Raw genomic sequence first — 13,967 nt, 5'->3', positions numbered from 1 at the left:
GCCAGTTCTTTGGTTTTTTTCTCTCGCGAATCGGGCTGTTCTTTCGCGATGTTTGCCGCTCAGCTGTGGAAATAACGCACACATGACGACGCATATTCAACGTTCGGCGCTGCTGCCCTATCCGGCACAGGCGCTCTATGATCTGGTCAACGACGTGGCGCGTTATCCGGAATTCCTGCCGTGGTGCTCAACTGCCGAAGTGCTGGAGAGCAGTGCCGAGCACATGGTTGCCAGTGTTGGTGTCGCCAAGGGCGGCCTGAGTCAGCATTTTGTCACGCGCAATGTATTGGTGCCGGGCAAGTCCATTGAGATGAATCTGCAGGAAGGGCCCTTTACGCAGTTGCATGGTGTGTGGGTGTTCAAGGCGCTAACGGACAAGGCCTGCAAAATCAGTCTTGACCTGTCTTTCGAATACGCAGGGCCTATCGTGCGTGCGACGCTGGGGCCCTTGTTCAATCAGGCGGCCAATACGTTAGTGGATGCTTTCTGTCAGCGGGCCAAGCAGCTGCATGGTTGAAATCGAAGTGGTGCATGCTGCTGAGGATCGCCAGGCCTTGCTCGCGGTGACGGTGCCGGTGGGCACCAGCGTGCGCGAGGCGGTTCGGCTTTCCAGGATCCTGGAGCAGTTCCCTGATGTTGACGCTGAAACATGCGTGCTGGGGATATTCGGCAAGGTGGTTGCTGACGCCGATCTTCGCGCTGTGCACGCAGGTGATCGCATTGAGGTCTACCGCCCGTTGCTGGCTGACCCTAAGGAGATTCGTAGGTTGCGCGCAGCCAAGGCAGCGCTTGCCAGGCAGCGAAACCCTTAGGATTTCCGCCCGACAGGTACAAAAAAGCCCGGCACGCCGGGCTTTTTAATGGCCGCACAGTTACTGCGGGCTGGTGTCCAGAGGCTGAGGCGTCGGGACTGGCACGGTTTCCACGCCGTCGACGTCTTTTTGGATCTTGTCCAGCAAGGAGCCAGGTTTGGCTGGAACCTCGGACTTCGGCTTTTCGCCTTCCTGAGCGGGAGCCGTCACGTTCGTGGCGTTGTCTTTACCCAGCAAGGCTTCATCGCGGCTTACGCCGGGCATGAAGTCACCGGACAGGCTGACAAGCTGGTCATTGCCATTGAAAATGACGCTGACGCGCTCCTGCTGGCGCTCACCGCCACCAGGCTGAATGCTGTAGAGATAATCCCAGCGATCGGCATGGAAAGTGTCGGTCAGCAGGGGGTTACCCATGATAAACCTTACCTGCCGTCGGGTCATTCCGGGGCGTAACTGGTCTATCATGTCCTGCGTGACGACATTGCCCTGCTGGATGTCGATTTTGTAAACCCCGGGGAATGAACAACCGGCGAGTGCGAGCAGTCCCACAAAGGTGAAACTGGTTAGCAAGAGCTTGGTGTTTTGCATCGGTGGGCGACTTCCACTATCTTGGCTGGGACAACGTAAACGCCGATCATACCCGTATTAAGAGAAGCTGCGAAGCAGCATCCGCGAGAAAGCTAACCATGGTTGAAAATAGCGAACTACGCAAAGCCGGTCTCAAAGTGACTCTGCCACGCGTCAAGATTCTACAAATGCTCGATTCTGCTGAGCAGCGCCACATGAGTGCCGAGGATGTTTACAAGGCGCTGATGGAGTCCAATGAGGACGTTGGCCTGGCCACGGTTTATCGTGTGCTCACCCAGTTTGAAGCCGCGGGGCTGGTGGTTCGTCATAATTTCGACGGCGGTCACGCAGTATTTGAACTGGCTGACGGCGGTCATCACGACCACATGGTTGACCTGGATACCAACGAGGTTATCGAGTTCACCAGCACGGAAATCGAAGAGCTTCAGCACAAAATCGCTGAGGAGCATGGCTTCGATTTGGTGGATCACAATCTCGTGTTGTACATCCGTAAGAAAAAGTAAAAAGCTACGCAGACGCGCTCTGCGAAACGATCGAAGGCGACCTCAGGGTCGCCTTCGTGCTTTCTATATAGGGATAAGATCAGGCCTTGGTAGCAACCACCATCTTCTTCGCATGTGCCAGCGATTCTTTCGTCAGGTCGATGCCGCCCAGCATGCGCGCAACCTCTTCTACGCGTTCCGATTTGTTCAGTTTGGACACTGCTGTGCGTGTTGCGTCGCTGCCTCGCACCTTGTGTACAAACAAATGCTGGTGTCCTTGGGCGGCCACCTGTGGCAAGTGGGTGACGGTAAGGACCTGGCCTCGATCCCCCAGGCGACGCAACAGTTGCCCGACAATTTCTGCCGTCGGCCCACCAATACCCACGTCCACCTCATCGAATACCAGCGTCGGTACGCGGGAGGTCTGTGCGGTAATCACCTGAATGGCCAGGCTGATGCGTGACAGTTCACCGCCTGAGGCAACTTTTGCCAGCGCCTTGAGCGGTTGCCCAGGGTTGGCACTGACCAACAGTTCTACCTGTTCAAGGCCGTGGGGTTGCAGCTCATTGCTGGCGTTGGTGCGCAGTTCGATCGTGAAACGCCCGCCCGGCATGCCGAGGCGCTGAATCTCCTGCTCGACCGCGCCGGCAAGGCTGGTCGCGGCTTTATGGCGCAGCTCGCTCAGTTCTTGAGCCTTCTCCTGGTAGTGGCGAGCATAAGAGGCAAGTTCGTCACCCAGGCGCTCAATGGATTCATCGTTCGCGTTCAGCGTTTCGATTTCATCCAGCAGTTTTTGCTGCATCGCTGCCACTTCGGTGGGCTGGATTCGATGCTTGCGCGCCAGTGTGTAGATGGTGTCCAGGCGTTCCTCAATCTCTTGCAGGCGCGCCGGATCGGCATCGAAGTGATCCAGGAAACGGTTCAGCTCGCCCACCGCTTCTTCCACCTGGATTTGTGCACTGGTAAGTAACGTGGTGGCTTCGCTCAGGGAGCTGGAAGCGCTGTTCACACTGGACAGGCGATTGAGGCTGGCGGTGAGTGCGTTGAGCACATTGCCGGAATCGCTCTCGCTGCATTGCTCCACTACCTGGCGGCAGATACCCAAAAGGGTTTCGGCATTGGTGAGGTTCTTGTGTTCCTGTTCCAGTTGCTCCAGCTCCGTTTCACCAAGGCCCAAGCTCTCCAATTCTTCAAGCTGGTAGCTGAGCAACTGATGGCGCGCACGTTGTTCGTCTCCGGAGTTGGAGAGCTGCTCGAGTTCCTGGCGCGTCTGGCGCCAGCGTTGTGCGGCGAGTTGCACTTGCCTGGCAAGGTCGGTGGCGCCGGCGTATTCGTCGAGCAGGCGACGATGTGTATCGGTTTTCAGGAGTGACTGGTGCTCGTGCTGGCTGTGGATATCGATCAAAAGCTCGCCCAGGGCTTTCAGGTCGCCAAGCGGGCAGGGGGTACCGTTGATATAGCCGCGCGAACGCCCTTCGGCGGTGATGACCCTGCGCAGGATGCACGGCCCTTCATGGTTGAGGTCGCGCTCAGCCAGCCAGGCTTCAGCTTCGGGAATGTCGGCCAGGTCGAACGTGGCGAGAATATCGGCCTTGTCCGCGCCGGGGCGTACTACGCCGCTGTCGGCGCGATCGCCCAGGGTCAGCCCCAGCGCGTCGAGCATGATCGACTTGCCGGCGCCGGTTTCGCCTGTGATTACGCTCATCCCGCGATCCAGTTCGAGATCCAGGTGTTCAACGATGGCGTAGTTATGTACGGACAGGTGCACGAGCATGATGACCGCTCCCAGACTTTAGGTCTGGTTATTTATACAGTGTTTTGTTCAGCCCTGACAATCCTGATGCTTAGCTCGATTTGCTTGAATTTCGACATTTTTTAGCGCAAACGGGAATGTGTGGGCAGGAATCATCCGTGTCCGGGTGAGAGATTTTTGGTATCGCCTGAGCCCTTGAACCTGAAAATTGTGGCCCCATATACCGGAACAGAAGCGCGAGTTGTGTTCGCGCATGATTTTGAAAGGAGATAATCTATGGCTGACGAACAGACGCAGGATACGCAAACTCCAGACGCCAATTCGGCTGTCGGTGATGAACTGGCAACTCGTGTGCAAGTGCTCGAAGAGCAATTGGCTGCTGCGCAGGATCAGTCGTTGCGTGTTGCCGCCGATCTGCAGAACGTCCGCCGCCGTGCCGAGCAGGATGTAGAAAAAGCGCATAAATTCGCACTGGAAAAATTTGCCAGTGACCTGCTGCCGATTATGGACAGCCTGGAGCGCGGCCTCGAGCTGTCCAATCCGGATGATGAAAACATTCGTGCGATGCGTGAAGGCATTGAGCTGACCCTGAAAATGTTCCAGGACACGCTCAAGCGTTATCAGCTCGAAGCCATCGATCCGCAGGGCGGCGAGCCCTTCAATGCTGAGCACCACCAGGCAATGGCCATGCAGGAAAGCCATGACCTGGAACCTAACAGTGTGCTGAAGGTGTTCCAGAAAGGTTATCTGCTCAACGGTCGTTTGCTGCGCCCGGCAATGGTGGTGGTTAGCAAGGCGCCAGCACCCGCTGCACCTTCTATTGATGAGCAGGCTTGAAATTCGCCGCAAGGCCCCCATTTATAAGTCAAGCGATTAAGTGCTACCGCAGTTAGCCACAACTGCTGCGGCAACCAAATTCAAGTTTCGGGAGAGTAAATCATGGGCAAAATTATCGGTATCGACCTGGGGACCACCAACTCGTGCGTCTCGGTCATGGAAAACGGCAAAGCCAAAGTCATTGAGAACGCAGAAGGCGCACGTACTACGCCTTCGATCATCGCTTACGCCAACGACGGCGAGATCCTTGTGGGTCAGTCGGCCAAGCGTCAGGCAGTGACTAACCCCCATAACACGCTGTACGCAGTAAAGCGTCTGATCGGTCGTAAATTCGACGAAGAAGTCGTACAGAAAGACATCAAAATGGTGCCTTACAAAATCGCCAAGGCTGATAACGGTGACGCCTGGGTTGAAGTGAACGGCAACAAAATGTCCGCGCCGCAGATCTCGGCTGAAGTCTTGAAAAAGATGAAGAAGACTGCCGAAGACTACCTGGGTGAAGCGGTCACCGAAGCGGTGATCACCGTTCCGGCTTACTTCAACGACAGCCAGCGCCAGGCAACCAAAGACGCCGGCCGCATCGCGGGCCTGGATGTAAAACGTATCATCAACGAACCGACTGCTGCGGCCCTGGCCTACGGTATGGACAAGGCCAAGGGCGATCACACTGTGATCGTTTATGACTTGGGCGGTGGTACTTTCGACGTTTCGGTGATCGAGATTGCTGAAGTCGACGGCGAACACCAGTTCGAAGTATTGGCTACCAACGGCGACACCTTCCTGGGTGGCGAGGACTTTGATATTCGTCTGATTGACTATCTCGTTGACGAATTCAAGAAAGAAACCAGCATGAACCTCAAGGGTGACCCGCTGGCCATGCAGCGTCTGAAGGAAGCGGCCGAGAAAGCCAAGATCGAGCTTTCGTCGAGCATGTCGACTGACGTCAACCTGCCGTACATCACTGCAGATGCCACCGGTCCTAAGCACTTGAACGTGAAGATTTCTCGCGCCAAGTTGGAAGCACTGGTTGAAGACCTGGTTCAGCGCACCATCGAGCCTTGCCGCATTGCACTGAAAGACGCCGGTATCGACGTTGGTTCCATCAACGACGTGATCCTGGTGGGCGGCCAGACCCGTATGCCGCTGGTTCAGCAGAAAGTTACTGAATTCTTCGGTAAAGAAGCGCGTAAAGATGTGAACCCGGACGAAGCAGTTGCCATGGGTGCTGCCATCCAGGGCGCGGTATTGGCCGGCGATGTAAAAGATGTGCTGCTGCTGGACGTCAGCCCGCTGACCCTGGGTATCGAAACCATGGGTGGCGTGATGACCGCGCTGATCGAGAAAAACACCACGATTCCTACCAAGAAATCCCAGGTGTTCTCGACTGCCGATGATAACCAGGGCGCTGTGACTATTCACGTGCTGCAAGGTGAGCGTAAGCAGGCTTCCCAGAACAAATCCCTGGGCAAGTTCGACCTGGCCGATATTCCACCAGCGCCACGTGGTGTGCCACAAATCGAAGTGACTTTCGACATCGACGCCAACGGCATCCTGCACGTAGGTGCGAAGGACAAAGCGACCGGCAAAGAGCAGAAGATCACCATTAAGGCCAACTCCGGTCTGTCTGATGAAGAAATTCAACAGATGATTCGTGATGCTGAAGCCAACGCTGATGCGGATGCCAAGTTCGCTGAACTGGCTGGCGCTCGTAACCAGGGCGATGCTTTGGTTCACTCGACCCGCAAAATGGTCGTGGACGCTGGTGAGAAGGTTACGGCTGAAGAGAAAGCTGCAATCGAGGCTGCCGTGGTTGCCCTGGAAGCCGCCGTCAAAGGCGACGACAAGGCCGCCATTGAAGCCAAGATTGAAGAGTTGTCGAAAGTCTCTGCGCCAGTGGCTCAGAAGATGTACGCAGAGCAGGCTCAGCCGGCGGACGGTGCTGCACAACAGGCAGAACCGGAAGCCAAGCATGACGACGTTGTCGATGCTGAGTTCGAAGAAGTCAAAGAAGACCAGAAGAAGTAACTTGGTCGCCCGGTTGACCGCTTTCAAGCGGTGACTGGTAGGATGTCGCCGCGCGGGAGCTTGCTCCCGCGTTGGCGTGTCTGGGGTATGCGAATTTTTACAGCATGCGACATCAGTCGGATGCTGGCGGTGTGATCGGGGATGCTCCTGCTTTCCGAGTATTGAACACCGGGTTTTTGGCCGGGTCCCTGGCTAAAAGCAGTAATGACCAGGATCGTTGAATTGACGTGAGTTGGGTCCGGGCCTGTATTGGGGCTCAACGAGTTTGGCAAGGCTCAGGAGGGTCTGGCTGGACGTCCTTAAGAGTGCAAAGACTTATGGCAAAGCGTGACTATTACGAAGTTTTGGGTGTGGAGCGTGGGGCCAGCGAGGCTGAGCTGAAAAAGGCTTACCGCCGCCTGGCGATGAAGCACCACCCGGACCGTAATCCGGATAACAAAGAATCCGAAGACATGTTCAAAGAGGCCAATGAGGCCTACGAATGCTTGTGTGATCCCAATAAGCGCGCGGCCTACGACCAGTACGGTCATGCCGGCGTCGACCCGAGCATGGGTGGCGGTGGTGCCGGTTTTGGTGGTCAGAATTTCTCTGATATTTTCGGTGACGTGTTCAGCGACTTCTTTGGTGGTGGTCGTGGTGGTCAGCGTGGCGGTGCCCAGCGTGGCAGTGATCTGCGTTACACGCTTGAGTTGAATCTGGAAGAGGCCGTGCGCGGCACCAGCGTCAACATTCGCGTGCCTACGCTGGTCAACTGCAAGCCGTGCGACGGCTCCGGTGCCAAGAAGGGGTCTTCGCCCATCACCTGCCCTACGTGTGGCGGTATTGGCCAGGTTCGGATGCAGCAAGGGTTCTTCTCGGTGCAGCAGACGTGCCCGCGTTGCCATGGACAGGGCAAGATCATTTCCGATCCGTGCGACGCCTGCCACGGCGAAGGCCGCGTCGAAGAGTACAAGACCTTGTCGGTCAAAGTGCCGGCCGGTGTGGATACCGGTGATCGCATTCGTCTGTCGGGCGAAGGTGAGGCAGGCGCGCAGGGTGGGCCTACTGGCGACTTGTACGTGGTGATCAGTGTGCGCGAGCACGCGATCTTCCAGCGTGACGGCAAGCATCTGTTCTGTGAGGTTCCAATCAGCTTTGTGGATGCGGCATTGGGTGGCGAGCTTGAGATTCCGACCCTTGATGGTCGCGTCAAGCTGAAGATTCCTGAAGGCACGCAGACCGGCAAGCAGTTCCGCATTCGTGGCAAGGGCGTGGCGCCGGTGCGCGGTGGTGGGGCGGGTGACTTGATGTGTCGCGTGGCGGTAGAAACACCGGTCAACCTGGGCCGCCGCCAGCGCGAGTTGCTCGAGGAATTCCGCAGCTCCCTGGAGGGCGATGACACCCATTCGCCGAAAACCACCGGTTTCTTCGAAGGCGTGAAGCGCTTCTTCGGCGACCTGTAAGGAAGTGAATATGCGACGTATAGCCGTAATGGGCGCTGCCGGGCGCATGGGCAAGACTTTGGTCGAAGCGGTGCAGTTGCGTTCACCGGCCTCCGGGCTGACGGCGGCGATCGTTCGCCCTGGCAGCACGTTGATCGGTGCGGATGCGGGAGAGCTGGCCTCCTTGGGGCGTATCGGCGTTTCGCTGTCGGGCAGCCTGGAGCAAGTGGCTGATGAGTTCGATGTGTTGATCGACTTCACGTTGCCTGAAGTGATGCTCAAGAACCTGGCGTTCTGCCGCAAGTCGGGCAAGGCCATGGTGATTGGTACCACGGGGCTGACTGCCGAGCAGAAGCAGTTGCTGGTGGAGGCGGGCAAGGATATTCCCGTGGTGTTTGCCGCCAACTTCAGCGTTGGCGTGAACCTGTCGCTCAAACTGTTGGACATGGCCGCGCGAGTGCTGGGCGATGAAGCGGATATCGAGATTATCGAGACCCACCATCGCCACAAGATCGATGCGCCTTCTGGTACGGCGCTGCGCATGGGGGAAGCCATTGCCGATGCGTTGGGTCGTGACCTGTCGAAGGTCGCGGTTTACGGTCGTGAGGGCCATACCGGTGCTCGGGCGCGCGACACCATTGGCTTTGCGACCGTGCGTGGTGGCGATGTGGTGGGTGACCATACGGTGTTATTCGCCACTGAGGGCGAGCGCCTTGAGATCACGCACAAGGCTTCCAGTCGCATGACATTCGCCAAGGGCGCCGTACGCGCTGCGCTTTGGCTGGAGGGGCGCGAGCCTGGCTTGTACGACATGCGTGACGTGCTGGACCTGCACTAATCAGTAGCTAAAACGGGTGCCCAGGATTATCCTGAGCCCCCGTTTTTAACCGCTAGGCGACGTCCTGTCGCATTCCCCTGCCTTTAAGGCTCTTTAGCGGTGGACCCAAAAAGCCTTTTTCTGTAAGCTACAGCTTTAGTGTGTCCACTAAAAGCGCGCAGAATAATTCAGTGAACAAGCGGGGTGACGTGTCCATACGTCACTCCGCTTTTTTACAACCTGCGATCGCCCCTTCAGGCTTTATTTACGGGAGGTCTTCTTGACTAAGCCAGCCATACTCGCCCTTGCTGATGGCAGCATTTTTCGCGGCGAAGCCATTGGAGCCGACGGTCAAACCGTTGGAGAGGTAGTGTTTAACACTGCCATGACCGGCTATCAGGAAATCCTTACCGATCCTTCCTACGCCCAACAGATCGTTACCCTGACTTATCCACACATCGGCAATACCGGTACTACCCCGGAAGATGTCGAGTCTGATCGTGTCTGGTCCGCGGGCCTGGTGATTCGTGATCTGCCGCTGGTCGCGAGCAACTGGCGTAACACGATGTCGCTGTCCGATTACTTGAAAGCCAACAATGTGGTGGCTATCGCCGGTATCGACACGCGTCGCCTGACACGCATCCTGCGTGAAAAAGGCTCGCAGAACGGCTGCATCATGGCCGGTGAGAATATTTCTGAAGAGGCGGCGATTGCGGCCGCGCAAGGCTTTCCCGGCCTCAAAGGCATGGACCTGGCGAAGGTCGTCAGCACCAAGGACAAGTACGAGTGGCGCTCCACCGTCTGGGACCTGAAGACCGACAGCCACGAAACCATCGACGCCGCCGAGCTGCCTTACCACGTAGTGGCCTACGACTACGGCATCAAGTACAACATCCTGCGCATGCTGGTCGAGCGCGGCTGCCGGGTGACGGTTGTACCTGCACAAACGCCTGCCAGCGATGTGCTGGCTCTGCAGCCGGACGGTGTGTTCCTGTCCAACGGCCCAGGTGATCCTGAGCCTTGCGACTACGCCATCCAGGCGATCAAGGACGTGCTGGAAACCGAGATCCCGGTATTCGGTATCTGCCTGGGCCACCAGCTGCTGGCTCTGGCCTCCGGTGCCAAAACCCTGAAAATGGGCCACGGCCACCACGGCGCCAACCACCCCGTGCAGGACCTGGACACCGGCGTGGTAATGATCACCAGCCAGAACCACGGTTTTGCGGTGGATGAAGCGACCTTGCCGGGCAACGTCCGTGCGATTCACAAGTCGCTGTTTGACGGTTCCCTGCAAGGCATCGAGCGCACCGACAAGAGCGCGTTCAGCTTCCAGGGCCACCCTGAAGCCAGCCCGGGCCCGAACGACGTAGCACCGCTGTTCGACCGTTTCATCAATGAGATGGCCAAGCGACGCTGACTGAGCGGCTTGCGGGTGGCCCCGAAAACCGGTGGCCCCCGCAGGCTCTCTAAAGATTGTTCAAGACGGCTTGCCGACTGACCTGCGGATTTGAGTGACAAACCCATGCCAAAACGTACAGACATAAAAAGCATCCTGATTCTCGGCGCTGGCCCGATCGTGATCGGCCAGGCCTGCGAATTCGACTACTCCGGCGCCCAGGCGTGTAAAGCCCTGCGTGAGGAGGGTTACCGCGTCATCCTGGTGAACTCCAACCCGGCCACCATCATGACCGATCCGGCGATGGCCGACGCGACCTACATCGAGCCGATCAAATGGCAGACCGTTGCCAAGATCATCGAGAAAGAGCGTCCGGACGCGCTGCTGCCAACCATGGGCGGCCAGACCGCGCTGAACTGTGCTCTGGACCTGGAGCGCGAAGGCGTTCTGGAGAAGTTCGGCGTAGAAATGATCGGCGCCAATGCCGACACCATCGACAAGGCCGAAGACCGTTCGCGCTTCGACAAGGCCATGAAGTCCATCGGCCTGGCATGCCCGCGCTCCGGTATTGCCCACAGCATGGAAGAAGCCAACGCGGTCCTCGAGACCCTGGGCTTCCCCTGCATCATCCGTCCGTCCTTCACCATGGGCGGCACCGGTGGTGGCATTGCCTACAACCGTGAAGAGTTCGAAGAGATCTGCGCCCGTGGGCTCGACCTGTCGCCGACCAAAGAGCTGCTGATCGACGAGTCTCTGATTGGCTGGAAAGAATACGAGATGGAGGTTGTCCGCGATAAAAAGGACAACTGCATCATCGTCTGCTCCATCGAAAACTTCGATCCGATGGGTGTGCACACTGGTGATTCGATCACCGTTGCTCCGGCGCAGACCCTGACCGACAAGGAATACCAGATCCTGCGTAACGCCTCCCTGGCGGTATTGCGTGAGATCGGTGTGGAAACCGGCGGTTCCAACGTTCAGTTCGGTATCTGCCCGAACACCGGCCGTATGGTCGTGATCGAAATGAACCCGCGTGTATCCCGTTCCTCGGCACTGGCGTCGAAGGCCACCGGCTTCCCTATCGCCAAGGTCGCGGCCAAGCTGGCGGTGGGCTACACCCTGGATGAACTGTCGAACGACATCACCGGCGGCAAAACCCCGGCGTCCTTCGAGCCTTCCATCGACTACGTCGTGACCAAGCTGCCGCGCTTTGCCTTTGAGAAGTTCGCCAAGGCGGATGCGCGCCTGACCACCCAGATGAAGTCGGTGGGTGAAGTGATGGCCATCGGCCGGACGTTCCAGGAATCTCTGCAGAAAGCCTTGCGAGGCCTGGAAGTCGGCGTTTGCGGTCTGGACGAGAAGCTCGACCTGAGCAATCCGGAAAGCATGAGCGTGCTCAAGCGCGAACTGACCGTGCCGGGTGCCGAGCGTATCTGGTACGTGGCGGACGCGTTCCGTGCCGGCATGACTGTCGAAGACATCTTTGGCATGAACATGATCGATCCGTGGTTCCTGGTACAGATCGAAGACTTGATCAAGGAAGAAGAGAAGGTCAAGACCCTGGGCCTGGCCAGCATCGACCGCGACATGATGTTCCGCCTCAAGCGCAAGGGCTTCTCCGACCAGCGTCTGGCCAAGTTGCTGGGTGTGACCGAGAAGAACCTGCGTACTCATCGCCACAAGTTGGAAATCTTTCCGGTCTACAAGCGCGTCGACACCTGCGCGGCGGAGTTTTCCACCGACACCGCGTACCTGTACTCCACCTATGAGGAAGAGTGCGAAGCGGCGCCGTCGGGTCGCGACAAGATCATGATCCTGGGCGGCGGGCCAAACCGTATCGGCCAGGGTATCGAGTTTGACTACTGCTGCGTACACGCCGCCCTCGCTCTGCGCGAGGACGGGTACGAAACCATCATGGTCAACTGCAACCCGGAAACCGTTTCCACCGACTACGACACCTCCGATCGCCTGTATTTCGAGCCGGTGACCCTGGAAGACGTGCTGGAAATCGTGCGCGTCGAGAAGCCTAAAGGTGTGATCGTTCAGTACGGCGGCCAAACCCCGCTGAAACTGGCGCGCGCCCTCGAAGCGGCGGGTGTACCGATTATCGGCACCAGCCCGGACGCTATCGACCGTGCAGAAGACCGTGAGCGCTTCCAGCAAATGGTTGAGCGCCTGAACCTGCGTCAGCCGCCGAACGCTACTGTGCGCAGCGAAGATGAAGCGATTCGTGCTGCCAGCAAGATCGGCTACCCGCTGGTGGTGCGTCCGTCCTATGTGCTGGGCGGCCGTGCGATGGAAATCGTCTACGAAGAAGAAGAACTCAAGCGTTACCTGCGCGACGCGGTGAAAGTCTCCAATGACAGCCCGGTGCTGCTGGACCACTTCCTTAACTGCGCCATCGAGATGGACGTGGATGCGGTCTGCGACGGCACCGACGTGGTGATCGGCGCAATCATGCAGCATATCGAGCAGGCCGGCGTTCACTCCGGTGACTCCGCATGCTCGCTGCCGCCTTACTCGCTGCCGGCGCACATCCAGGACGAGATGCGCGAGCAGGTCAAGAAAATGGCCCTCGAACTGGGTGTGGTCGGCCTGATGAACGTGCAGTTGGCTTTGCAGGGCGAAGACATCTACGTCATCGAAGTCAACCCGCGCGCGTCGCGTACCGTGCCATTCGTTTCCAAGTGCATCGGCGTGTCGCTGGCCATGATCGCTGCGCGTGTGATGGCTGGTAAGACCCTGAAGGAAATCGGCTTCACCAAGGAAATCATCCCGAACTTCTACAGTGTGAAAGAGGCGGTGTTCCCGTTCGCCAAATTCCCTGGCGTGGACCCGATCCTGGGCCCGGAAATGAAGTCCACTGGTGAAGTGATGGGCGTGGGCGATACCTTCGGTGAGGCTTTTGCCAAGGCGCAGATGGGCGCCAGCGAAGTGCTGCCGACCGGCGGTACGGCGTTCATCAGCGTGCGCGATGACGACAAGCCACTGGTTGCAGGTGTGGCCCGTGATCTGATCAACTTGGGTTTCGAGGTCGTGGCCACCGCCGGGACCGCCAAGCTGATCGAGGCTGCCGGCCTGAAAGTGCGTCGCGTGAACAAGGTAACGGAAGGTCGTCCGCACGTGGTCGACATGATCAAGAATGACGAAGTCACTTTGATCATCAACACCACCGAAGGTCGTCAATCGATCGCGGATTCCTACTCCATTCGTCGTAACGCCTTGCAGCACAAGATTTACTGCACCACCACCATTGCTGCTGGCGAAGCTATCTGCGAAGCGCTCAAGTTCGGTCCGGAAAAGACCGTGCGTCGCTTGCAGGATCTACACGCAGGATTGAAGGCATGAGCATTACCAAATACCCAATGACCGTCCAGGGTGCCAAGGCCCTGGAAGAGGAGCACGCCCACCTGACCAAGGTCGTACGTCCAAAGCTGAGCCAGGACATCGGTACGGCCCGCGAGCTGGGTGACTTGAAGGAAAACGCCGAATACCATGCTGCTCGCGAGCAGCAAGGTATGGTCGAGGCGCGGATCCGCGATATCGAAGGCCGCATGCAGAATGCTGTGATCATCGATGTGACCACTATTCCGCACACCGGCAAGGTGATTTTCGGTACGACCGTTGAAATTGCCAACGTCGAGACTGATGAGAGCGTGACTTACCACATCGTGGGTGAGGATGAAGCTGACATCAAGCAAGGCAAGATCTCTGTCGGCTCGCCGATCGCACGCGCCTTGATCGCCAAGGAAGAAGGCGACGTGGTCGCCGTGAAAACACCAAGCGGTGTGATCGAGTACGAGATTGTCGAAGTTCGTCACGTCTGAAAGACGGCG

The 13,967-nt window shown here is 57.9% G+C and carries 12 protein-coding genes; 10 read left to right on the top strand and 2 right to left on the bottom strand.

Annotated elements, in window-relative coordinates:
* Positions 1-82 precede the first annotated feature (82 nt).
* Positions 83-517 carry a type II toxin-antitoxin system RatA family toxin gene (locus tag PSH94_RS21755; RefSeq protein WP_181080032.1) on the top strand — a complete coding sequence of 145 codons (435 nt, stop codon included), beginning with the start codon at positions 83-85 and terminating at the stop codon, positions 515-517.
* Complete coding sequence (locus PSH94_RS21750) at positions 510-812, top strand: RnfH family protein (protein ID WP_305435742.1); 303 nt, start codon at positions 510-512, stop codon at positions 810-812. Before PSH94_RS21755 ends, PSH94_RS21750 begins: the two co-directional genes overlap by 8 nt.
* Before the next feature lie 60 nt (positions 813-872).
* Here the strand turns inward: PSH94_RS21750 and PSH94_RS21745 are convergent, their stop codons facing one another.
* Positions 873-1,400 (bottom strand): outer membrane protein assembly factor BamE, encoded by a 528-nt coding sequence (locus PSH94_RS21745; protein WP_181080030.1) that lies wholly within the window; start codon positions 1,398-1,400, stop codon positions 873-875.
* Positions 1,401-1,498: 98 nt separating this feature from the next.
* On the opposite strand from PSH94_RS21745, the gene fur reads away from it, so the two are divergent.
* A complete protein-coding gene (gene fur, locus PSH94_RS21740; RefSeq protein WP_181080062.1) occupies positions 1,499-1,903 on the top strand; it encodes a ferric iron uptake transcriptional regulator in 405 nt (134 codons plus the stop codon).
* Positions 1,904-1,982: 79 nt separating this feature from the next.
* Here fur and recN read toward each other — a convergent pair whose 3' ends face one another.
* Positions 1,983-3,656, bottom strand: coding sequence for a DNA repair protein RecN (recN, locus tag PSH94_RS21735; protein ID WP_181080029.1), 1,674 nt, complete (start codon positions 3,654-3,656; stop codon positions 1,983-1,985).
* A gap of 255 nt (positions 3,657-3,911) precedes the next feature.
* Here recN and grpE point away from each other — a divergent pair, with 255 nt between their 5' ends.
* From grpE to greA, 7 genes are all read left to right on the top strand, one after another.
* The gene (grpE, locus tag PSH94_RS21730; RefSeq protein ID WP_181080028.1) at positions 3,912-4,472 is read left to right on the top strand and encodes a nucleotide exchange factor GrpE; all 561 of its coding nucleotides are present in this window, start codon (positions 3,912-3,914) and stop codon (positions 4,470-4,472) included.
* Between the two features lie 102 nt (positions 4,473-4,574).
* Entirely contained in the window at positions 4,575-6,497 is a 1,923-nt protein-coding gene (dnaK, locus tag PSH94_RS21725) for a molecular chaperone DnaK (RefSeq protein ID WP_181080027.1), read from the top strand.
* 317 nt (positions 6,498-6,814) lie between these two features.
* Complete coding sequence (gene dnaJ, locus PSH94_RS21720) at positions 6,815-7,939, top strand: molecular chaperone DnaJ (RefSeq protein WP_181080026.1); 1,125 nt, start codon at positions 6,815-6,817, stop codon at positions 7,937-7,939.
* Positions 7,940-7,949: 10 nt separating this feature from the next.
* Entirely contained in the window at positions 7,950-8,756 is an 807-nt protein-coding gene (gene dapB, locus PSH94_RS21715; RefSeq protein ID WP_181080025.1) for a 4-hydroxy-tetrahydrodipicolinate reductase, read from the top strand.
* 259 nt (positions 8,757-9,015) lie between these two features.
* Complete coding sequence (gene carA, locus PSH94_RS21710) at positions 9,016-10,152, top strand: glutamine-hydrolyzing carbamoyl-phosphate synthase small subunit (RefSeq protein WP_253509420.1); 1,137 nt, start codon at positions 9,016-9,018, stop codon at positions 10,150-10,152.
* 105 nt (positions 10,153-10,257) lie between these two features.
* Positions 10,258-13,479: a carbamoyl-phosphate synthase large subunit gene (gene carB, locus PSH94_RS21705; RefSeq protein ID WP_010206612.1), complete on the top strand. Its 3,222-nt coding sequence runs from the start codon at positions 10,258-10,260 to the stop codon at positions 13,477-13,479.
* Between the two features lie 2 nt (positions 13,480-13,481).
* The gene (gene greA / locus PSH94_RS21700; protein ID WP_181080061.1) at positions 13,482-13,958 is read left to right on the top strand and encodes a transcription elongation factor GreA; all 477 of its coding nucleotides are present in this window, start codon (positions 13,482-13,484) and stop codon (positions 13,956-13,958) included.
* Positions 13,959-13,967 lie beyond the last annotated feature (9 nt).

Origin of the sequence: Pseudomonas sp. FP2254, from assembly GCF_030687695.1 — a bacterium.
Lineage (GTDB): Bacteria > Pseudomonadota > Gammaproteobacteria > Pseudomonadales > Pseudomonadaceae > Aquipseudomonas > Aquipseudomonas quebecensis.
This window is presented reverse-complemented; position numbering and strand designations above follow the sequence as displayed.

What these genes read in the sequence shown, in the direction of transcription:
- PSH94_RS21755 (WP_181080032.1), top strand. Translation starts at nt 83, where the DNA reads ATGACGACGCATATTCAACGTTCGGCGCTGCTGCCCTATCCGGCACAG.
- PSH94_RS21750 (WP_305435742.1), top strand. Translation starts at nt 510, where the DNA reads ATGGTTGAAATCGAAGTGGTGCATGCTGCTGAGGATCGCCAGGCCTTG.
- PSH94_RS21745 (WP_181080030.1), bottom strand. Translation starts at nt 1,400, where the DNA reads ATGCAAAACACCAAGCTCTTGCTAACCAGTTTCACCTTTGTGGGACTG.
- fur (WP_181080062.1), top strand. Translation starts at nt 1,499, where the DNA reads ATGGTTGAAAATAGCGAACTACGCAAAGCCGGTCTCAAAGTGACTCTG.
- recN (WP_181080029.1), bottom strand. Translation starts at nt 3,656, where the DNA reads ATGCTCGTGCACCTGTCCGTACATAACTACGCCATCGTTGAACACCTG.
- grpE (WP_181080028.1), top strand. Translation starts at nt 3,912, where the DNA reads ATGGCTGACGAACAGACGCAGGATACGCAAACTCCAGACGCCAATTCG.
- dnaK (WP_181080027.1), top strand. Translation starts at nt 4,575, where the DNA reads ATGGGCAAAATTATCGGTATCGACCTGGGGACCACCAACTCGTGCGTC.
- dnaJ (WP_181080026.1), top strand. Translation starts at nt 6,815, where the DNA reads ATGGCAAAGCGTGACTATTACGAAGTTTTGGGTGTGGAGCGTGGGGCC.
- dapB (WP_181080025.1), top strand. Translation starts at nt 7,950, where the DNA reads ATGCGACGTATAGCCGTAATGGGCGCTGCCGGGCGCATGGGCAAGACT.
- carB (WP_010206612.1), top strand. Translation starts at nt 10,258, where the DNA reads ATGCCAAAACGTACAGACATAAAAAGCATCCTGATTCTCGGCGCTGGC.